Below are 20,167 nucleotides of genomic sequence, written 5' to 3'. Positions count from 1 at the left end.
CTCCGTTGCCGGCCAGTAAATACCCTGCCGCGGCGCAGCGCAACCGACTTAAGTCGTAGGACGCGTGCGCAACGCGCCGCCGCGAGACAAAGGCCGCGCTTCAGCGCTCTTTCTGCACGGGCAAGTCCGCCGAGGCGGTGTCGCGCACGTACACGTCGACGCGGCGCGAAGGCGAGCCCGCGCTGCTCCAGGGCAGCGGCAGGTTGTCCTGGATCAGTTCGATCTCGTGGCTGCCGGCCGCCACCGACGGGAAGCTGTAGAAGCCCTGGGCGTCGGTGCGCGCCACGTAGCGGCGGTCGAGCACCACCGTCACGTTGGCTACGCCGCCCTCGTTCGCTTCGCGCCGGCCGTTGTTGTCCTGGTCGAAGAACACATGGCCTTCGAGCCGGCCCGCGCCGGCACCGGGTGCGCCGCCGATGGGCGCGCTGGCCAGGCCGGCCCGGTTCTCGTAACGCAGCGCCACCATGAAGGTTCTGCTGTAAGGCGTGACCAGCACCGGCTGCAGCGTCGCCGCCGTCAGCGCCGAGACCACCGCCGGATTGAGCGACTCCTGCCCGCGCGCCGCCGTGTACTGGGCGATGAAGGACCAGCCCAGGCCGAGTGGCCAGGTCAGGCGCGCATTGGCGCTCAGGAAGCGCGAGTCGTTGCCGCCGATGCCGTTGCTGCCGCGCAGGCTCAGGTCGAGCCGGGCGCCGGCGACCAGGGGCGTGGTGCCGAGCACGCCCCAGTGGACCGTGCGCTTGCTGAGGCCGATCTCGCGCGACTCCTCGACCGCCAGCGAGGTCGAGAGGGTCTGCGTCTCGCTCACGCTCCAGGCATGGTCGACGCCGGTGCGCAGCACGCGCAGACCGGTGCCGTGCGCCGCGTCGGTGCGCCATTGCGTGTAGCCCCAGTCGGACTTGTGCTCCCAGGTCAGCTGGACCGACTGCGCGGCGAAAGTGCCGGTGCGCGCGGCGAGGGTGGCCGAGAGTGCGTCGCGCGAGTCGAAGCGATAGCGGCCGAACAGGTTGCCGAACACCGAGCTGCGCCGCAGGCCGCTCACGCTGTCGCTCACTTCGAGGTTGGTGCCGAGCTGCCATTGGCGCGTCGAGATGTCGCCGCGCCACGAGGCGCCGCGCAGATCGCTCGGCAGCGAATCGCCGCCCCAGCGCAGCGAGGGCTCGAAATAGAACACCGAGGCGGCCTGTTGCATCAGCTTCGTGCGCCAGGCGGCATCGACCCAAGCGCCGGTGGCCGAATCGCGCGGGGCGAAGGAGGACGCGTCCGAAGGCCGGCCGGAACTTTGCGCCAGGTTGGCCTGGACGCGCAGGCCGCCCACCTTGTCGGCGACGCCGCCGAAGCCGGTTCCCAGCGAATCGGCCCAGGGCGCCAGGCCCTGCCAGGACACGGCGGTCCAGAGCGAGCGTGTGTTCTGGGCAAAGCCGGGCACGCCGTTGGCGTTGAAGTCGCGCGTCTCGATTAGCTGGACGGCTGCATCGGTGCGGCCCAGCGCGAGCGGGCCGTCGCCGCCGGTCAGCTGCGTCTGGGCGCCGGCGCTCGTGGCCGTGCCCTGGTTGGCCGAGAAACCCTGGAAGGAGAGCCCGTCGAAAAAGCCGAGCCGGCCGGCCGAGGCATTGAAGGTGGTCCTGCCCGGCTGCTCCAGGCTGGCGGCAACGCCCTCGATCGGCAGGCTGGGCAGGTAGACGCGGCCGACGCCGCGCGCCAGCGGCGTCGCCGCCATGTTGATGTTGCCGACGCTGTTGTTGCCGAACCAGCCGCCGTCGAAAGGCATGCCGCGCTGGTCGATGCGCCAGGTGCTGCCGGTGCGGTAGCTGTAGGGCACCACGCTATACGGCGTGCCGGTGGTGCCCACCAGGCCGAGGCCGTTCACCGGCGCGGCGTCGCGGTTGAGGTTCGCATTGGCCGAAAAGGTGCCGTAGTCGGGCGTGTCGAGGTAGCCGGAGAACAACAGCGACTGGCTGCGCTGGCGCACGATGCCGCTCTGCTGGGTCGACTGGCCTTCGATGCTCCAGCCGCGCGGCCAGCCCGTGTCGCGGACCTGGGGCTCATCGGCCGGTTCGGCTTGCGGGCTGTCGTCCAGCACGCGGTCGGCATAGCCGGCCGCCTCGGGCTGCACCACCGTGGCAGCGGGCGCGGCCTGTGCCCATGCCGGCGCGCCGGCCAGCGCGTGGCCCGCGCCGCACAGTCCGAGGGCGCTGCATCGGAGCCAGCGTCTCATGGGGCGAAGCGTTGATGGATCGGCATCGAGCCGTTCTTGCCCCACTCCAGCTTGCCGGTGATCGTGATCGGGAAGCGCACGGCGACGGCCGTTTCGGTGTCGCCGGGCTTGTTGGCCACGAGCGCGATGTCGCGTGTCTCGCCGGCCATGATGGGGGTGGTGCTGGCCTGCAGCTCCAAGGCCGTGCCGCTTGCATCGGTACCGGAGAGGAAGCCGGCCAGCCGGCCGTGGGCGGTGCCGGTGTTGCGGATCTTGAGCATCGGCGTGGCCTGGCCGTCGACCGTCTGGACCGAGCTGCCTGCGAGCTCCAGCACCGGCGCCACGTCACCCACGGCGACATAGATGATGACGCCGATGCGCGCCCCCAGTGCAACCGGAACGCCCGGTGCCGCCGCGGGCTGCTGGCCTTCGATCATCACCGCGAAGCGGCATTCCGTCGGCGGCGTGCCGGCCGGCGGCGTCACTTCGAAGCGGAAGCGGTAGGGGCGTCCGGGCGTGATGCTGAGTTCGCGGCGCTCGATCGCGACCCAGGGCCGGCAGCTGCCCGACAGCAGCTCGTCGCTGAAGTCGACCGAGGCGTCGGGCCTGAAGGTCCAGTCGGTGGTCTTGAGCTTGTAGGCGCCGGCGCGCGTGTCGCGGTGCGTGAGCTCGATCACCTCGCGCACCCGTTCGCCCGGCTTCGCCGACAGTTCGAAACGCGGCGGCGATACGGCGAGCGAAAACTGTGCCTGCACCGGCGCGCCGGTCGTCAGGGCGGCAATGCCGGTCGCAAGCAGAAAGGCCGCGGAGTGCACGCGGCGGAAAAGTGCGGCACGGCGCGTCACGGCGATACCTCGATCTCAAAGAAGAATTGCAGGGATTGCGCGCGCTCCACCGTCCGGCCATCGGCGGTGAGATCGAGCACGATGCTTTCCTGCAGAAAAGCGTCGCGTGCCACGCCTTCGAACACCAGCGTGCGGCTGCCGCCGCGGACCGTGCCCGGAAGCAGCCGGCCCTGCGTGCGCCACGTGGCGATCAGCTGCTCGCCCTCGGTCGGTGCCAGCGACATGTAGATGCGCGCCGGCCGGTTGAGCCAGGGCGACAGGTTGAGCCGCAGCGCCACGGCCACGCGGCCTTCGATCGTGTGGTCGCCCGCGCGGCCGGGTGCCAGCTGGCGCCAGCGCATCGGTGTGACCGGCTGGCTCACGTAGGTGCCCGTGTCGTCGACCCGAAAGGTCGCGGCGCCGGCCGTCGGCGGCGTGGCCAGGGCCAGCAGGCCGGCCAGCATGGCAAGCGAAGCGCGGGCCTTCATGGCGCGGTGAGCGTGTAGGTCGCTCTGCCGGTGAAGGTGCCGGCGGGGACCAGCTGGGTGTTGAGGTAGCGGAAGGCCAGGCAGCTTTCGAACCAGGTGTTGCGGGTGACCGACAGCAAGGTCTGGGCGCCGCCCGCGAAGGTGGCGCTGGGGATCGTTGTTCCCGTGTCGCCGTTGCCCGAAGAGGTCCACGCGATGCTATTGAAGGGGATCGTGTTGCCGCCATCGGTCAGGCTCGCCGGCGTGGTGACGGACAGGGTCGCCGCGCCGGCGGTGCTCGAACCCGGCATGCGATAGAAGCCGCCCACGTACACCTGCCCCGTGGTGGCCGGTGAATTGCAGAACGCGAAGCCGTCCCATGGACTGATCGTGACGGTGCTGTCGGTCGTCATGGCCTGGGCCGTGCCCGAGCCCAGTTGGCCCGCCGGAACGGTGACCGACACGGAGTTGACGGTCGTGTTGTTGCCGGGCGTGCCGCCGGTTCTGAAATTGCCGCCCGACATGGTGCCGGCGCCCACCTGAAGAAAAAGCGCGCGGGTGCCGGGTGTGATGCCGATCGTGAAGCCGTGTGCCGCAGGCAGCCAGACGCCGCCCAGCACGGCAAGCGCCAGCGCGGCGCGCCGGGCGCGGGAAGGTGGTGACAACCAAGGTTCCATGCGGCTTTTTCCTAGACGGCTTAGGCAGGACGGGCCTGCCTTCCTTCATCGCGTCTCGAAAGCCGCGCGTCCCGGACAGTCGTGTTGGCGATCAGGGCGCGGTCGCGGTGTAGGTCACGCGGCCGTTGTTGCCCACGGTGTCGCCGTAGGTGCCGGCCGGCAGCGTAGCCGTGTTGGCATAGGCGAAGGTCCAGCTGCCTTCGCGGCGCACGAGGCCTGCCGAGGCGGCCAGCGTGGTGGCCGTCGCCGACGCGCCGCCGCCGGCTGCGTCGTTGAACGGCGGGTGGGCGATGGCCGCGTTGGTGTAGCCGGCGGTGGTCGTTGCCAGTGCACCTGCGGTCACGACGATGTCGGCCCACGGCACGGTCGGGTTGCCGGCGACGCCGCTGCTCAGTTGGCCCGTGGTCGCGTTGGTCAGGCTGACGGTGCCGCTGTTGCCGAGCACACGCACCGTGACGCCGCCGCCGGCCAGGTCGCCGCCGGTGCCGGCCACGGCAGTGCCGTTGCCGATAGCGCCTGCCGGCACGTCGAAGGTGACGTTGTCCACGGTCGCGTTGTTGGCGAGATTGGTGCCGGTACCGACTTGCAGGAAGAGCACCTTCGGAACGACGACCTTGAAGTCGAGCTTCGCGGCGGCGCTCTGGGCGCCCGAGCCGGTGACGAAGTTCGATTCGGCTTGCGCGGCCAGGGGAGCGATGGCGGCAAGCGCGGTGACCAGAATAAGTTTTTTCATGAGCGGTGGAGTAAGTGGTTGGTTTCGGTGCCGGGTGAAATGTAGGCGATGGCCTACAAGTTCGGGCGCTATTTAGTTCTCATGAATAACGAGAAGAGAACTTTCGTTAAATAGTTACGATGTAGTACTTTGGGGTCTGTCGTGCCTTTGCCACGCACCGTGCAGCATTCCATCTGCGGAGCCGGGCATTTCTTTCGGATGGCTCGCCGCGGCGGGGTCTTGTAAAGTTGTCGATTCGCCTGAGGCGACCGTCCTTTTTCTTCTCGTGCCATGACCCTTTCCAAGACCAAACTCCCGTTCCAGGCCGAAGTCGCGCAACTGCTTCACCTGGTCACACATTCGCTCTACTCCAACAAGGAAATCTTCCTGAGGGAGCTGATCTCGAACGCGTCGGATGCCTGCGACAAGCTGCGTTTCGAGGCCATCGACCAGTCGGCCCTGTATGAAGACCAGCCCACGCTGGATGTGCGCGTTTCCTTCGACAAGGAAGCCAAGACGATCACGATTGCCGACAACGGCATCGGCCTCTCGCAGCAGGAGGCCATCGACCACCTGGGCACCATCGCCAAGAGCGGCACCCGGGAGTTCATGAGCAAGCTCTCGGGCGACCAGAAGGCCGATGCCCAGCTCATCGGGCAGTTCGGCGTGGGCTTCTACTCGGGCTTCATCGTGGCCGACAAGATCACGGTCGAGTCGCGCCGCGCGGGCCTGCCCGCCGAGGAAGGCGTGCGCTGGGTCAGCGCAGGCGCTGGCGATTTCGAAGTCGACACCATCGCGCGAGCACAGCGCGGCACCAGCGTGACGCTGCATCTGCGCGAGGATGCCGAGGAATACCTGAACCTGTGGAAGCTCAAGTCCATCATCTCCAAGTACTCCGACCACATCTCGCTGCCCATCCTGATGGAGAAGGAGGAATGGAAGGAGGGTGAGGAGAACAAGGGCGGCCAGATGGTCAAGACCGGCGAATGGGAGCCGGTCAACCAGGCCAATGCGCTGTGGAGCCGGCCGAAGAAGGACATCAGCGAAGAGCAGTACGTCGAGTTCTACAAGAACATCAGCCACGACTTCGAGCCACCGCTCGCCTGGAGCCACAACCGCGTCGAGGGCACGACCGAGTACACGCAGCTGCTCTACATGCCGTCCAAGGCGCCGATGGACCTGTGGAACCGCGAGAAGAGCGCGGGCGTCAAGCTCTACGTCAAGCGCGTCTTCATCATGGACGACGCCGAGGCGCTGCTGCCGAGCTACCTGCGCTTCGTCAAGGGCGTGATCGATTCGGCCGACCTGCCGCTCAACGTGAGCCGCGAACTGCTGCAGGAAAGCCGCGACGTGAAGGCGATCCGCGAAGGCAGCACCAAGCGCGTGCTCGGCATGCTGGAGGACCTAGCGAAAAAGCAGAAGGCGGCCGGCCAGAGCCACGAGGGCAAGCTCGATGTCGGCTCCGGCGAGAGCGTGCCGGCGCCCGAGCCGGGCGAGGGTGTGACCGATGCGGTCGACAAGAAGGACGCGGACACCACGCTGGCCGCCGAAGCCGCGGCCGAGTACAGCGACGAATCGGGCAAGTACGCCAAGTTCTACGCCGAGTTCGGCGCCGTGCTCAAGGAAGGCCTGGGCGAAGACTTCGGCAACCGCGAGCGCATCGCCAAGCTGCTGCGCTTCGCATCGAGCACCAGCGACACCGTGAGCGTCAGCTTCGCGGACTACAAGTCGCGCATGAAGGAAGGCCAGGAAGCGATCTACTACATCACGGCCGACACCCCGGCCGCGGCCAAGAACAGCCCGCAGCTCGAGATCTTCAAGAAGAAGGGCATCGAGGTGCTGTTGATGACCGACCGCGTCGACGAGTGGGCGCTCAACTACCTCACCGAGTTCGATGGCACGACGCTGCAGAGCGTGGCCAAGGGCGCGGTCGACCTCGGCAAGCTGCAGGACGAGGCCGAGAAGAAGGCTGCGGAAGAGGCGGCCGAATCCTTCAAGCCGATGCTGGAACGGCTCAAGCTGACCCTCAAGGACAAGGCCGAAGACGTGCGCGTGACCACGCGCCTGGTCGATTCGCCGGCCTGCCTGGTGGTTCAGGACGGCGGCATGAGCACCCAGCTCGCGCGCATGCTCAAGCAGGCCGGCCAGCCGGCGCCGGAACTCAAGCCGGTGCTGGAAGTGAATGCCGAGCACCCGCTGGTCAAGAAGCTCGATGGCTCCGAGCACTTCGAGGACCTGGCCAACATCCTGTTCGACCAGGCGCTCCTGGCCGAGGGCGGCTTGCCGGCCGACCCGGCCGCGTACGTGCGGCGCGTCAACGCTTTGCTGGTGTAGTCATGAGCCCGGCCGAGTCCTCGCAAGCGCCCGACCTGTCGGGCTTCGACTTGCGCAGCCTCGGCCCGGCCTTCTACGAGAACCCCTATCCCTGGTACGCCGCGCTGCGCGAATCGACGCCGGTGCGGCGCATGCCCGACGGTTCGCTGCTGCTGACGCGGCATGCCGACTGCGTGGCGGTCTACAAGGACACGCACACCTTCAGCTCCGACAAGCGCGCCGAGTACGCGCCCAAGTACGGCGCCGGCAGTCCGCTCTACGCGCATCACACGACCAGCCTGGTGTTCAACGACCCGCCGCTGCACACGCGCGTGCGCCGGCTGATCGCCGGTGCGTTGACGCCCAAGGCCATCGAGTCGCTGGAGGATGGGCTCGTGCACCTGGTGAACGGCCTGCTCGACCGCATGGAAGAGCGGCAGCGCGCCGGCGGCGAGGTCGACCTGATCGAGGACTTCGCGGCCGCGATTCCGGTGGAGATCATCGGCAACCTGCTGGGCGTGCCGCGCGACGAGCGCGAGCCGCTGCGCAACTGGTCGCTCGCGATCCTCGGCGCGCTGGAGCCGCGGCTGACCGAGGCGCAGATGGAAGCCGGCAACCGCGCCGTGACCGAGATGGTGGCCTATCTGCGCGCGCTGGTGGCCGAGCGGCGGCGCCATCCCGGCGATCCGGCGCACGACGTGCTCACGCGGTTGATCCAGGGCGAGGAGGACCCTTCGACAGGCTCAGGACAGGACAAGTTGAGCGAGAACGAGCTCTACCAGAACTGCATCTTCATCCTCAACGCCGGCCACGAGACCACGACCAACCTGATCGGCAACGGCCTGGTTGCGCTGCTCGAATGGCCCGAGGAGAAGCATCGTCTGCTGGATGACCCCTCGCTCATCCGAAGCGCGATCGAAGAATTCCTGCGCTTCGAGAGCTCCAACCAGCTGGGCAATCGCATCACGACCGTCGCCGCCAAGGTCGGCGGCATCGAGGTGCCGGCCGGCACGCAGATCACGCTCGCCATCGGCGCGGCGAACCGCGATCCGGCGGTGTTCGATGCGCCCGATCGGCTCGACATCACGCGCTCGCCGAACCGGCATTTGGCCTTCGGCTCGGGCACGCACCAGTGCGTGGGCATGAACCTCGCGCGGCTCGAGGGCCGGGTCGCGATCGCGGCCTTCCTGGCGCGCTTTCCCGACTACGGGCTCTGCGGGCCGGTGGTGCGTGGCGGCCGTGCGCGCTTTCGCGGCTACCTGCATGTGCCGCTGAGCCTGGGGCTGCCGATCGAGTCCTGATCGCGTCGGCGCGCTTTCAGGCGTACAGCGGCTCCTCCGCCATCGCCTCGCACTGGTCCTGCAGCATCTGGATCTGCTCCTTCCAGTAGTCGCTCGAGCCGAACCAGGGGAAGTTGATCGGGAAGATCGGGTCGCGCCAGCGCCGTGCGAGCCAGGCGCTGTAGTGGATCTGGCGCAGCGTGCGCAGCGGCTCGATCAGCGCCAGCTCGCGGCGGTCGAATTCGCGGAACTGCTCGTAGCCCTCGAGCAGGCCGCTCAGCTGCGCGGTGCGCTGCGGGCGCTCGCCCGACAGCAGCATCCACAAGTCCTGCACCGCGAAGCCGGTGCGCGCGTCGTCGAGGTCGACGAAGTGCGGGCCGCCGTCGGGACGGTCGGTCGGGGTCCAGAGGATGTTGCCGGGGTGCACGTCGCCATGCAGGCGGAGCTTCTTCAGGTCGGTATCGGCGGCCGTTCCCAGCGCGGTGCCCTCGATCATCTCGAAGGCGGTGTTGCAGGCCTTCTCCCAGTCGCGCTGCACGTCGAGCGGGATCATCTCGTGGCCCAGCAGCCAGTCGCGCGAGGCGATGCCGAAGCTCTGCAGGTCCAGCGCCGGCCGCACTTCGAAGGGCCGCGCGGCGCCGACCGTGTGGATGCGCGCCAGGAAGCGGCCCACCCATTCGAGCACCTCGAAGTCGTCGAGCTCGGGCCCGCGCCCGCCGCGGTAGGGGCTGACGCTGAAGGCGAAGCCGCCGTGGTGGTGCAGCGTGGCGCCCTGCAACTCGAGCGGCGCGACGGCCGGCACCTCGGCGGCCGTGAGCTCGGTGGAGAAGGCGTGCTCTTCGGCGATCTGTTCATCGCTCCAGCGGCCGGGCCGGTAGAACTTGACCACCACCGCGCTGCGGTCCTCCAGGTACACCTGGTAGACGCGGTTCTCGTAGGAGTTCAGCGCCATGAGCCGGCCGTCGCCATGCAGGTCGAGCCCGGCGAGCGCGTCCAGCACCACGTCGGGCGTGAGGCTTTCGTAGGGATGGGCGCTGGCTTTCTCGGCGGATGAGGTCATCCGCCCATTGTCGCTAGCTCGAAGCCCTGGAAAGCGACAAGATGTGCCCGGTGCGCGGATCGCCGCGGCCCGACAGCACCTGCGCGTAAGCGGCCTGCACCGCTTCGGGCCCCTCGTGGTGCTGGACGACGAGCCACGGCGTGGCGGGCCGGGTCACCTGCGCGATGAAATTGCGCCAGGCCTCGACCATCCGCCGTCCGAATTCGTCGCCGCCCCATTCCCCGGTGCGCTTCTTGATCTGGGCCGGCGCGAAGAACAGCGTCGCGCGCACGCCGGACAGGTCCTTGCCGCTGCCGCTCGCGGCCAGCTGCTCGACGTGCGTGCCGCCGATCGAGCAGCTGTACTTCAACTGGGTAAAGCGCGTGTGGATGGCGCGCCGCAGTTCGCCGTTGCCCGCGAAGTCCACGTAGACGCAGGGCGCGTCGGCCGCGACCTGGTCGAGCTCCTCGTAGGCCAGCACGCGGTGGTAGCAGCCCAGGCTTTCGCAGAAAGCCTTGTTGGCAGAGGAGGTGAGGCCGATCACCTCGATGCCGGGGCGCTGATGCATATGGAAGGCGGTGCCGTAGGCCGTCTTGCTCGACGCGCTCGAAAGCAGGGCGATGCCCGGCCTGGCGCCGAAGAAATCGTTGTCCTCGAAGAAGTCGTCGATCAGCCAGGAGGTGATGAACAGCGGCCGCAGCAGGGCCTGCAGGTCTTCCGTGTCGGCGCTGTAGAGCGGATCGCTCGCGGCGCGGAAGTACTGGTTGTAGACGGCCGGCAGCGCCGCGCGGTGCGGCGCGCCGTCGGTGAAGCGGGCGGCAGACAGTCGCTCGGGGGTCAGCACCACGCTTGATGCCATCGGCACATAGCCGTAGAGCCGCTCGCCCACCGCGACACCCGGGTGCAGCGACTGCACCACCGAGCCGAAACCCCAGACCGGGATCGAGCCCCAGCCCTCTTCACCGGTCGGGAAGAACTGCCAGTAGTTCATCGACTCGCCGAAGGCGGCGTAGGTGATGTTGTTGGAGGTGAGGGCGAAGCTGTCGATGCGCACCCGGACCTGGCCGTCGGCCAGGGGCGCGTCGTCGTCGGCGCGCACGCGAGTGGCAGAGAGATCGTCCTTGCGGATCAGGAGGGTGGTGGTGTTCATGGAAACCACCTTAGCGCAGGCGCATGACGCCTGTCATGTCTAAAGCTGCGGCCGGCGTCACCTGCGTGACGCCGGCCGCAGTTCCGACGGGAGCGATCAGACGATCGAGAGTTCGACGTCGATGTTGCCGCGCGTGGCGTTCGAGTACGGGCACACCTGGTGGGCGGTGTCGACCAGGAGCTTCTTCTGCGCGTCGTCGAGGCCCGGCAGCGTGATCGCCAGCTTGACCGCGATGCCGTAGGCCTTGCCCTCGTTGATCGGGCCGAGCGAAACGCTGGCGTCCACCGCCACGTCTTCCGGCACCTTGACGTTGATCTTGGGCGCCACGGCCTTCATCGCGCCGATAAAGCAGGCCGAGTAGCCGACCGCGAACAACTGCTCGGGGTTGGTGCCGGGCTTGCCGGAGCCGGGCGGATTCAGTTTGACGTCGAGCGCGTCATCGCTGGACTTGCCGGCGCCGCCGTCGCGGCCGCCGGTGGTGTGGGACTGGGCGGTGTACAGGACTTTGTCGAGCTTCGTGGCCATGGTGATTCCTTCAGGTTGGTTGGGGGAGAAAAAATGCTTCGGTGGGCCGAAGCGGGGGAAAACCTATGCGGCGGCCTTGACGCGATCCCTCAGTTGCTGGATCTGCTGCGTGAGCGCCACCAGCTCCTCGACCGAGCACTGGGAGGCGGCCATCAGGCAGGCCGGAACGCTCGCCGCACGCGCCTTGAGCTTGCGGCCGGCGGCCGTGAGACTGACGTGCACGCGCCGCTCGTCGGCCACGTCGCGGATGCGCGCCACCAGGCCGTTGGCTTCGAGGCGCTTCAGGAGCGGCGTCAGCGTGCCCGAATCGAGCGAGAGCCGCTCGCCCAGCTCCGACACCATGAGACCGTCACGCTCCCACAACACCAGCATCACAAGATACTGGGGATAGGTGAGCTTGAGCTTGTCGAGCAGTGGCTTGTACAGCTTGGTCATCGCCAACGAGGCGGAATAGACCGCAAAGCAGAGCTGGTTGTCGAGCCGCAGCATGTCGTCGGCGGAGGGCGTGGAAGGCATGGGCAGAATTGTAGCTGTCAATTGAATTGTGTGCAATCTAAATGGTAAGCGCATGTTGCCGGAAAAGGCGGCATCCTGCGCCGCCGTGCTCAGCGCCCGCTGAAACGCGCCGGCCGCCGCTCGACGAAGGAGCGCACGCCCTCGGCCGCGTCCTCGCTGTTGGCGAGCCGTTGCTGGACCGGAATGAAATCCGCCACCGCCGCGAGCGGCCCCTGTTCGATCGCCTTCATCACGTTGAGCCGGGTCGCGACCACCGCGAGCGGCGCCTGGGCCGCGATGCGTTGGGCGATGCGCAGCGCCTCGTCCAGCTCCTGCCCGGCCGGTACCACCTTCTGCACGAAATGCAGGCGATAAGCCTCGGCGCTGTCGAACTCGTCGGCCGTGAGCAGATGCAGCATCGCATTGCCCAGGCCGGCGCGCTCGGCCATGCGCAGCGTGGCGCCGCCGGTGGCCATGATGCCGCGCTGCACCTCCATCTGCGAGAAGCGGCAGTTGTCGGCCGCCACCACGATGTCGGCGCCCAGCATCAGCTCGATGCCGACCGTGAAGCAGATGCCCTTGACCGCGACCACCATCGGCTTCTCGCGGCGGCGGTAGCCGGGCAGGCCGAAGTCGTGCGGCTCCACCAGGCCCTCGGGAATCGCCTTCTCGCCGCGCTTCATGTACTCGGCCACGGCCGGCAGGTCGAGCCCGGCCGTGAAGTGATCGCCGAAGGCATGCAGCACGCCCACGCGCAGGGCCGGGTCGTCGTCGAGCCGCGTATAGGCCTCGGCCAGCTCGCGGAACATGCGCGGCGTCCAGCCGTTGCGCTTGGCGGGGCGGTTGATGCCGATCAAGAGCACGTGGTCGAGCACCTGTGTGTCGATGCAGCCTTCGGGCGGGGGCGTGGTGGGGATGGCGGTCATGGCGGGCTCAGTAGGTGTAGACGCCGCGACCCGTCTTGCGGCCGAGCTGGCCTGCCGCGACCATCTCCTTCAAGAGCGGGCAGGGCCGGTACTTCGAATCGCCGAACTGCTCGAGGTACACCTCCATCACCGCCAGGCAGACGTCGAGCCCGATCATGTCGGCCAGCGCCAGCGGACCGATGGGCTGGTTGCAGCCGAGCTTCATGCCGGCGTCGATGTCTTCCGCGCTCGCAATGCCTTCGGCCAGCACGAAGAAGGCCTCGTTGATCATCGGCACCAGGATGCGGTTGACCACGAAGCCCGGCGCGTTCTTCACGGTGATCGGCGACTTGCCCAGCCGCTCGGCCAGCGCCTTCACCGCATCGTGCGTGGCGTCGCTGGTGAGGTAGCCGCGGATGATCTCCACCAGCGCCATCATCGGCACCGGGTTGAAGAAGTGCATGCCGATGAAGCGGTCGGGCCGCGAGGTCGCCGCTGCCAGCTGGGTGATCGAGATCGACGAGGTGTTGGAGGCGATGATGGCCTCCGGCGCCAGCATGGCGTCGATCTGCTTCAGGATCTTGAGCTTGAGTTCGTGGTTCTCGGTCGCGGCCTCGATCACCAGCTCCGCGGCCTTCAGGTCCTCGTAGTTCGTCGAGCCCTTGATCAGCGCCAGCGCCGCATCCTTCTGGGCGGCCGTGAGCTTGTCTTTCTTGATCAGGCGGTCCAGGCTGCCGGCCACGGTGGCGAGACCCTTGTCGACCGCGGCTTGCGCGATGTCGACCATCACCACCTTCACGCCTGCGACCGCGCAGGCTTGCGCGATACCGTTGCCCATCGTCCCCGCGCCGATGATCCCGACCGTCTGAATCGCCATTTCGAATGCTCCTTGAAAATCCGCCATTGTGGGTCAGCCCGTGATTTAAAGTCGTCACCATGACGACCCTTGGAACCCCTCTTTCCCCCTCTGCAACCCGCGTGATGCTGCTCGGCTCAGGCGAACTCGGCAAGGAGGTGCTGATCGCGCTCCAGCGCCTCGGCGTGGAGACCATCGCCGTCGACCGCTATGAGAACGCGCCCGGCCAGCAGGTGGCGCACCATGCGCGCACCATCACGATGAGCGACCCCGATCAGCTGAAGGCGCTGATCGAAGCCGAGAAGCCGCAGCTCGTGGTGCCCGAGATCGAGGCCATCGCCACGCCCATGCTGCAGCAGCTGGAAGACGCGGGCACGGTGCGCGTGATCCCGACCGCGCGCGCGGCGCGCCTCACGATGGACCGCGAGGGCATCCGCCGCCTCGCCGCCGAAACGCTGGGTGTGCCGACCAGCCCCTACAAGTTCTGCGATTCGCTGGCCGAGTTGCAGGCGGCGATCGACGCCGGCATCGGTTATCCGTGCATCGTCAAGCCGGTGATGAGCAGCTCGGGCAAGGGCCAGAGCAAGATCGACGGCCCGGCCGACGTGCAGAAGGCCTGGGACTACGCGATGGCCGGCGGCCGCGTGAGCCACGGCCGCGTGATCGTCGAGGGTTTCATCGATTTCGACTACGAGATCACGCTCCTGACCGTGCGCGCGCTCGACGCGGCAGGCCGGGTCCAGACGCAGTTCTGCGAACCCATCGGCCACGTGCAGGTGAGCGGCGACTACGTCGAGAGCTGGCAGCCGCATCCGATGGCGCCGGCTGCGCTGCAAAAAGCGCAGCAGATCGCGCAGGCGGTGACGGCCGACCTCGGCGGCCAGGGGCTCTTCGGCGTCGAGCTGTTCGTGAAGGGCGAGGAGGTCTGGTTCAGCGAAGTCAGCCCGCGGCCGCACGACACCGGCATGGTGACCATGGCGACCCAGTGGCAGAACGAGTTCGAGCTGCATGCGCGCGCCATCCTGGGCCTGCCGGTGGACACCGCGCTCAAGAGCCCGGGCGCCAGCGCGGTGATCTATGGCGGCGTGGACGCGACCGGCATTGCCTTCGAAGGCGTGGCCCACGCGCTGCAGGTGCCGGGCAGCGAGGTGCGCCTGTTCGGCAAGCCCGAAAGTTTCGTCAAGCGGCGCATGGGCGTGGCGCTGGCGCATGCGGCGGATGTGGAGACGGCGCGCCGCAACGCGAAGGAAGCCGCTTCGCGCGTCAAGCCGCGCAAGGCCTGAGTTCCGGCCCTTCCAGGAGTCCGCCATGCTGCATCCCCAAGCCCAAGCCTTCATCGACCTGCTGGTGCAGCGCGGCGTGCCGCCGACCCACACGCTGACGCCGACCGATGCGCGCAAGTTCTACCGCGAACGGCGCGCGGTCACGCAGCCGGAGCCCGGCGAAGTGGAGGAGGTGCGCGAGCTCAGCGCGCCCGGCCCGCACGGCGCGATCCCATTGCGGCTCTACCGTCCACTGGGCAGCACGGCCGGCGCCTCGGTGCCGGTGCTGGTCTACTACCACGGCGGCGGCTGGACCATCGGCGACCTCGACACCCACGACACGCTGTGCCGCGAGCTTGCCAACCTCTCGGGCTGCGCGGTGATCGCAGTCGACTACCGCATGGGCCCGGAGCATCGCTTCCCGGCCGCGGTGGACGACGTGCTCGCCGCCACCTACTGGGTGCGCAAGGAAGCGGATTCGCTCGGCGTGGACGCGAATCGCCTCGCGGTCGGCGGCGACAGCGCCGGGGGCAACCTCGCGGCGGTGGTGGCGATCGCGGCGCGCGATGCGGGCGATCTGCCCATCGCCTTCCAGTTGCTGATCTACCCGGCAACCGACATGCGCTGCGTGCACCCTTCGCACACCAGCAACGGTCAGGGCTATGTGCTGACCAGCGACACGATCAAGTATTTCCACGACCACTACATCACCGACCCGCAGCACGACCTCGACTGGCGCGCCTCGCCGCTCTTGCACACCGACCTGTCGCGCCTGCCGCCGGCGCTGGTGCTCACCGCCGGCTACGACCCGCTGCGCGACGAGGGGCTGGACTACGCGCGGGCGCTGACTGCGGCCGGCAACCGCGCGGTCTACGTCTGCTTCGAGCGCCAGATCCATGGCTTCATCACCATGGGCCGGCTGCTCGACGAGGCGAACGCGGCGGTGGCGCTGTGCGCCGGCGAACTGCGGCGGGCGCTGGCGGCATGACCAGGAACCGTTCGGACTGAGCTTGTCGAAGTCAGGGCGCATGTAGGGAAAGTCCCCGCACCTCGACATCGCCGCGCCGCTGCGGCGCCGCTACGATCCTGCGAGCGCGACGCGAGCGCAGGAGACATTCATCTTGGGCACCAGGACGGACACCGACCGCAGCGGCAACGGCAGCAGGGGCGAGCGCCTCATGTGGCTGACCCGCGAGCGCGTTTTCTACGCCGGCCTGCTGGGCGCGGCGGCCGAGCGCAGCCTGGGAGGCCATGGCGTCTACGTGTCGCCCACGGGACAGCCGATGCGCATCCGCATCGGCGGCGGCGCCTGGCAAAGCGGCGAGCTGCTGGTGGTGCCGCCGCAGGTGCCGCACCAGGTCGTGAGCGAAGAGCCGCTGATCCTCAACCTGCTGATCGAATCGGAGTCGGTCGATCCAGCGCAGCTGCCCAACTTTCTGCAGCACTGCGGCGCGGTCGAGGCGCCGGACTTCGTCCAGCGCGTTCGCGCGGCCCACGCGCAACTGCTTGCCGCCGCCGGCCGCGACGGCTTCGACGCCCTTGACTTCGACACGCTGTTCTTCGGCCAGCCGCTCGTCGTGCGGCCGATCGACGCGCGCATTCGCCAGGTGGTCGAGCGCATCGTCGCCGACCCGGCGCTGCCGGCCTCGGCCGAGGAATGCGCGGCCTCGGTGCAGCTCTCCTTCTCGCGCTTCCTGCATCTGTTCAAGCAGGAGATCGGCGTGCCTTTCCGTGCCTTCCGCGCCTGGAAGCGGGCCCGCAGCCTGCTGCGCCATGTGCGGGAGTCCGCCACGCTGACCGACATCGCGCTCGACACCGGCTATCCCGATTCGACCCATTTCAGTCACTCGATCCGCCAGGTCTACGGCCTGCGTCCCAGCGACATCCTCGCCGGCTCGCGACGACTCGCCGTGTATCAATGAAAGAGGCCTGATTGCAAGTCCTCCAGCTCCTACTCTCAGGCATTGCGCAAGGCTGCATCTACGGCCTGATCGCGCTGGGGTTCGTGCTGATCTACAAGGCCACCGAAACCGTGAGCTTCGCCCAGGGCGAGCTCATGATGCTGGGCGCCTTCTGTGCCTTCGCCGGCATGTCCTTGTTCGGCCTTCCCTTCTGGTTGGCGGCGCTGCTGGCCGTGGCGGCGATGGCCGCCTTCGGCGTGCTGCTCGAGCTGGTCGTGATCCGGCCGATCCTCGGGCAGCCGCAGTTCTCGATCGTGATGCTGACCATCGGCATCGGCTACGTGGCGCGCGGGCTGATCACCATGATTCCCGCCATCGGCACCGAGACGCACACGCTGCCTGTGCCCTACAAGGACCAGATCTGGAAGCTGGGCGAGCTGGTGGTCAACGTGGAGCAGATGGCCATCATCCTTTCCACCGCGGTGCTGTGCGGCCTGCTGTTCGCGATGTTCCGCTACAGCAAGCTCGGCATCGCGATGCAGGCCTCGTCGCAGAACCAGCTGGCGGCCTACTACATGGGCATTCCGGTCAAGCGGCTCAACGGGCTGGTGTGGGGGCTCGCGGCCGCGGTGGCCGCCATCGCCGGCATGCTGCTCGCGCCGATCACCTTCGTGCACGCCAACATGGGCTTCATCGGCCTCAAGGCCTTTCCGGCGGCGGTGGTGGGCGGCTTCGGCAGCCTGCCGGGGGCGATCGTCGGCGGGCTGGTGATCGGCATCGTCGAATCCTTCGCCGGCTTCTATCTGCCCGACGGGTTCAAGGACACGGCGCCCTACATCGTGGTGCTCGTGATGTTGATGGTGAAGCCCAACGGCCTGTTCGGCGAGAAGCTGCGCAAGAAAGTCTGAATGCGCTTCATCTTCAAGACCTCCTACGCGCAGGACATCGGCCTGGCCAAGCACGGCGGCCACGTGTTCTGGTACAGCCTGCTCGGTGCGGCGCTGATCGCGGCGCCATGGCTGCTGCCCGAGTACTGGCTCGCGCAGCTGACCTTCGTGCTGATCTACGGCATCGTGGGCCTCGGCCTGATGCTCCTGGCCGGCTTCACCGGGCAGTTCTCGATCGGGCATGCGGCCTTCCTGGGCACTGGCGCCTACACGCAGGCCGTGCTCGCGAACATGGGGGTGCCCTTTCCGATCGCGATGGTGGCGGCCGCTGCGCTCTCGGCCGCGGTCGGCGTGATGGTCGCGCTGCCGGCCCTGCGCGTCAAGGGCATCTACCTCGGCATCGCGACCCTGGCCTTCGGCTTCATCGTCGAGGAGGTGTTCGCGCGCTGGGAGAGCGTCACCGGCGGCAACTCGGGACTGCACGTGAAGTCGCCCAAGCTCTTCGGGCTGGACATCAGTTCGAGCGAAGGCTTCTACATCGTGTGCCTGGTGATCGCGGTGGTCTGCACGCTGGCCATCCTGAACCTGCTGCGCTCGCCGACCGGCCGCGCCTTCGTCGCCATCCGCGATTCGGAGATCTCGGCGCAGAGCATGGGCATCCATCTGGCGCGCTACAAGACCATGTCCTTCGCGATCTCGGCCGCATTGGCGGGGCTCGGCGGGGCGCTCTATGCGCACAAGCTCAGCTTCATCTCGCCGGACCAGTTCAACATCCTGCAATCGATCGACCTGCTGCTGATGGTGGTGATCGGCGGGCTCGGTTCGGTGCACGGCGCTTTTCTCGGCGCGATCTTCCTGATCGCGATGCCGCAGCTGATCGCGCTCGGCAAGGACTGGCTGCCGCCGGTGATCGGCCAGGCGCCCGGACTGCAGGGGCTGGTCTACGGGCTGGTGCTGATCGGCTTCGTGCTGTTCGAGCCGCTGGGCCTGTACGGGCGCTGGCTCAAGATCCGCACCTACCTGCAGCTCTTTCCTTTCTACCGCCGGGGCTTGTTCAGGCGGCAGAAGTCCTTCACCAAGTCGGATCGCCTGAGATGAGTGGCGATGTACTCCTTGCAGCCCGGGACCTGAGCGTGCGCTTCGGCGGCGTGCTGGCCGTGAACAAGGTGAGCTTCGACGTGCGGCGCGGCGAGGTGTTCACGCTGATCGGGCCCAACGGCGCCGGCAAGACCACGGTCTTCAACCTGATCAGCCGCATCTACACGCCGACCACGGGCGAGATCGTCTGGCACGGCGAGGGCGCGGCGCTCTCGCTCACGCAGCAGGCGCCGCATGCCATTGCCGCACTCGGCATCGCGCGCACCTTCCAGAACATCGAGCTGTTCGAGCACGCGACCGTGCTGCACAACCTCCTGATCGGCCGCCACACGCATCGCCAGACCGGCTTCTGGAGCGAAGTCTTCTTCACGCCCGCCACGCGCCGCGCCGAGATCGAGGCGCGCGAAAAGGCCGAGCGGGTGATCGACCTGCTGGACCTGCAGCATCACCGCGATTCGATGGTGGCGGGGCTGCCTTACGGCGTGCGCAAGGTGGTGGAACTCGCCCGCGCGCTGTGCACCGAGCCCAAGCTGCTGCTGCTCGACGAACCGTCTTCCGGGCTCAATGTCGAGGAGACGGCGGACATGGCCTTCTGGATCCAGGACATCCAGCAGGAGCTCGGCATCTCGGTGCTGATGGTGGAGCACGACATGTCGCTGGTGTCGAAGGTGTCGGACCGCGTGCTGGCGATGAACATGGGCGAGGCGCTGGCCTCGGGGACGCCGCGCGAGGTGCAGTCGGATGTGAAGGTTATCGAGGCTTATCTGGGGACTGTGGGGGATGTGAGCGGATTGAGGAGGACGGCATGAGCGACATCGTCCTTGCGCTCCTCAACGTCGAAAGCGCCTACGGCCCCATCAAGGCCATCCGCGGCGTCAGCCTCAAGGTGCGCCAGGGCGAGATCGCCACCGTGCTGGGCTCCAACGGCGCCGGCAAGACCACCATCCTCAAAACGATCTCCGGAATCATCGATCCGAGAAAAGGCAGCATCGAATTCCAAGGTCAGAACATCACCGCCAAGGATCCTGCCCATATCGTCCAGCAAGGCCTCTCGCACGTCCCCGAAGGCCGTGAAGTGTTCCCGCTGCTGTCGGTGAAAGACAACCTGCTGATGGGCGCCTACACCCGCACCGACCGCGACGGCGTCGCGCGCGACATCGAAACCGTCTATGGCTATTTCCCGATCCTGCGCGAGCGCGCCACGCAGGACGCCGGCCTGCTCTCCGGCGGCCAGCAGCAGATGCTCGCGATCTCGCGCGCCATCATGGCGGCGCCCAAGCTCATCCTGCTCGACGAGCCCAGCCTCGGCCTTTCGCCCAAGCTCACGCGCGAGATCTTCGAGATCGTGGTGCGCATCAACCGCGAGCGCGGCACCACCATCCTGCTGGTGGAGCAGAACGCCAACATGGCGCTCAACGCCTCCGACTACGGCTACGTGCTGGAGAACGGCCGCATCGTGATGGAAGACACCTGCGAGCGCCTGCGCGAAAAGGAGGACATCAAGGAGTTCTACCTCGGCCTGAAGGACGAGGGCGTGCGCGGCGAGCGGCGCTGGAAAAAGAAGAAGACCTGGAGATAA

General features: G+C 67.8%; 20 protein-coding genes. 9 read left to right on the top strand and 11 right to left on the bottom strand.

Annotated features, from left to right (window positions below):
- Positions 1–100: 100 nt before the first annotated feature.
- The 5 genes from ACSQ9A_RS25585 to ACSQ9A_RS25565 form a co-directional block, all read right to left on the bottom strand.
- Complete coding sequence (locus tag ACSQ9A_RS25585; RefSeq protein WP_436305727.1) at positions 101–2,218, bottom strand: SdrD B-like domain-containing protein; 2,118 nt, start codon at positions 2,216–2,218, stop codon at positions 101–103.
- Positions 2,215–3,042 carry a hypothetical protein gene (locus ACSQ9A_RS25580; protein WP_436305726.1) on the bottom strand — a complete coding sequence of 276 codons (828 nt, stop codon included), beginning with the start codon at positions 3,040–3,042 and terminating at the stop codon, positions 2,215–2,217. Before ACSQ9A_RS25580 ends, ACSQ9A_RS25585 begins: the two co-directional genes overlap by 4 nt.
- Positions 3,039–3,509 carry a hypothetical protein gene (locus tag ACSQ9A_RS25575; protein ID WP_436305725.1) on the bottom strand — a complete coding sequence of 157 codons (471 nt, stop codon included), beginning with the start codon at positions 3,507–3,509 and terminating at the stop codon, positions 3,039–3,041. Before ACSQ9A_RS25575 ends, ACSQ9A_RS25580 begins: the two co-directional genes overlap by 4 nt.
- Positions 3,506–4,153, bottom strand: a complete 648-nt coding sequence (locus ACSQ9A_RS25570; RefSeq protein ID WP_436305724.1) for a hypothetical protein — start codon at positions 4,151–4,153, stop codon at positions 3,506–3,508. Before ACSQ9A_RS25570 ends, ACSQ9A_RS25575 begins: the two co-directional genes overlap by 4 nt.
- Before the next feature lie 103 nt (positions 4,154–4,256).
- The gene (locus tag ACSQ9A_RS25565) at positions 4,257–4,898 is read right to left on the bottom strand and encodes a hypothetical protein (protein WP_436305723.1); all 642 of its coding nucleotides are present in this window, start codon (positions 4,896–4,898) and stop codon (positions 4,257–4,259) included.
- Positions 4,899–5,168: 270 nt separating this feature from the next.
- Between ACSQ9A_RS25565 and htpG the strand changes: the two genes are divergently transcribed.
- A complete protein-coding gene (htpG, locus tag ACSQ9A_RS25560) occupies positions 5,169–7,211 on the top strand; it encodes a molecular chaperone HtpG (RefSeq protein ID WP_436305722.1) in 2,043 nt (680 codons plus the stop codon).
- Positions 7,212–7,213: 2 nt separating this feature from the next.
- Complete coding sequence (locus ACSQ9A_RS25555; protein ID WP_436305721.1) at positions 7,214–8,491, top strand: cytochrome P450; 1,278 nt, start codon at positions 7,214–7,216, stop codon at positions 8,489–8,491.
- Positions 8,492–8,507: 16 nt separating this feature from the next.
- Here ACSQ9A_RS25555 and ACSQ9A_RS25550 read toward each other — a convergent pair whose 3' ends face one another.
- The 6 genes from ACSQ9A_RS25550 to ACSQ9A_RS25525 all read right to left on the bottom strand — a co-directional run bounded on the left by ACSQ9A_RS25550 (position 8,508) and on the right by ACSQ9A_RS25525 (position 13,461).
- Positions 8,508–9,530, bottom strand: a complete 1,023-nt coding sequence (locus ACSQ9A_RS25550; RefSeq protein WP_436305720.1) for a serine/threonine protein kinase — start codon at positions 9,528–9,530, stop codon at positions 8,508–8,510.
- A 13-nt stretch (positions 9,531–9,543) separates the two neighbouring features.
- Entirely contained in the window at positions 9,544–10,659 is a 1,116-nt protein-coding gene (locus ACSQ9A_RS25545) for a DUF2855 family protein (RefSeq protein WP_436305719.1), read from the bottom strand.
- 96 nt (positions 10,660–10,755) lie between these two features.
- Positions 10,756–11,184 carry an organic hydroperoxide resistance protein gene (locus ACSQ9A_RS25540; protein WP_436294033.1) on the bottom strand — a complete coding sequence of 143 codons (429 nt, stop codon included), beginning with the start codon at positions 11,182–11,184 and terminating at the stop codon, positions 10,756–10,758.
- Between the two features lie 63 nt (positions 11,185–11,247).
- A complete protein-coding gene (locus ACSQ9A_RS25535; RefSeq protein WP_093108396.1) occupies positions 11,248–11,700 on the bottom strand; it encodes a MarR family winged helix-turn-helix transcriptional regulator in 453 nt (150 codons plus the stop codon).
- 89 nt (positions 11,701–11,789) lie between these two features.
- Positions 11,790–12,605, bottom strand: coding sequence for a crotonase/enoyl-CoA hydratase family protein (locus ACSQ9A_RS25530; RefSeq protein ID WP_436305718.1), 816 nt, complete (start codon positions 12,603–12,605; stop codon positions 11,790–11,792).
- Between the two features lie 7 nt (positions 12,606–12,612).
- Complete coding sequence (locus ACSQ9A_RS25525; RefSeq protein ID WP_436305717.1) at positions 12,613–13,461, bottom strand: 3-hydroxybutyryl-CoA dehydrogenase; 849 nt, start codon at positions 13,459–13,461, stop codon at positions 12,613–12,615.
- 59 nt (positions 13,462–13,520) lie between these two features.
- Between ACSQ9A_RS25525 and purT the strand changes: the two genes are divergently transcribed.
- The 7 genes from purT to ACSQ9A_RS25490 all read left to right on the top strand — a co-directional run bounded on the left by purT (position 13,521) and on the right by ACSQ9A_RS25490 (position 20,167).
- Positions 13,521–14,723, top strand: coding sequence for a formate-dependent phosphoribosylglycinamide formyltransferase (gene purT / locus ACSQ9A_RS25520; protein WP_436305716.1), 1,203 nt, complete (start codon positions 13,521–13,523; stop codon positions 14,721–14,723).
- 25 nt (positions 14,724–14,748) lie between these two features.
- Positions 14,749–15,690 carry an alpha/beta hydrolase gene (locus ACSQ9A_RS25515; protein ID WP_436305715.1) on the top strand — a complete coding sequence of 314 codons (942 nt, stop codon included), beginning with the start codon at positions 14,749–14,751 and terminating at the stop codon, positions 15,688–15,690.
- Positions 15,691–15,880: 190 nt separating this feature from the next.
- A complete protein-coding gene (locus ACSQ9A_RS25510) occupies positions 15,881–16,624 on the top strand; it encodes a helix-turn-helix domain-containing protein (protein ID WP_436306361.1) in 744 nt (247 codons plus the stop codon).
- An 11-nt stretch (positions 16,625–16,635) separates the two neighbouring features.
- Complete coding sequence (locus tag ACSQ9A_RS25505; protein WP_436294038.1) at positions 16,636–17,511, top strand: branched-chain amino acid ABC transporter permease; 876 nt, start codon at positions 16,636–16,638, stop codon at positions 17,509–17,511.
- Positions 17,512–18,588 carry a branched-chain amino acid ABC transporter permease gene (locus ACSQ9A_RS25500; RefSeq protein ID WP_436305714.1) on the top strand — a complete coding sequence of 359 codons (1,077 nt, stop codon included), beginning with the start codon at positions 17,512–17,514 and terminating at the stop codon, positions 18,586–18,588.
- Positions 18,585–19,397, top strand: coding sequence for an ABC transporter ATP-binding protein (locus ACSQ9A_RS25495; protein ID WP_436294040.1), 813 nt, complete (start codon positions 18,585–18,587; stop codon positions 19,395–19,397). The genes ACSQ9A_RS25500 and ACSQ9A_RS25495 overlap by 4 nt, the downstream gene beginning before the upstream one ends.
- Positions 19,394–20,167, top strand: a complete 774-nt coding sequence (locus ACSQ9A_RS25490; protein WP_436294041.1) for an ABC transporter ATP-binding protein — start codon at positions 19,394–19,396, stop codon at positions 20,165–20,167. Before ACSQ9A_RS25495 ends, ACSQ9A_RS25490 begins: the two co-directional genes overlap by 4 nt.

This window comes from Variovorax sp. LjRoot290, assembly GCF_964253985.1.
In the GTDB taxonomy this organism is placed as follows: Bacteria; Pseudomonadota; Gammaproteobacteria; order Burkholderiales; family Burkholderiaceae_C; genus Variovorax.
The sequence above is the reverse complement of the archived record's forward strand: the minus strand, read 5'-3'. Positions and strand labels throughout refer to the sequence as shown.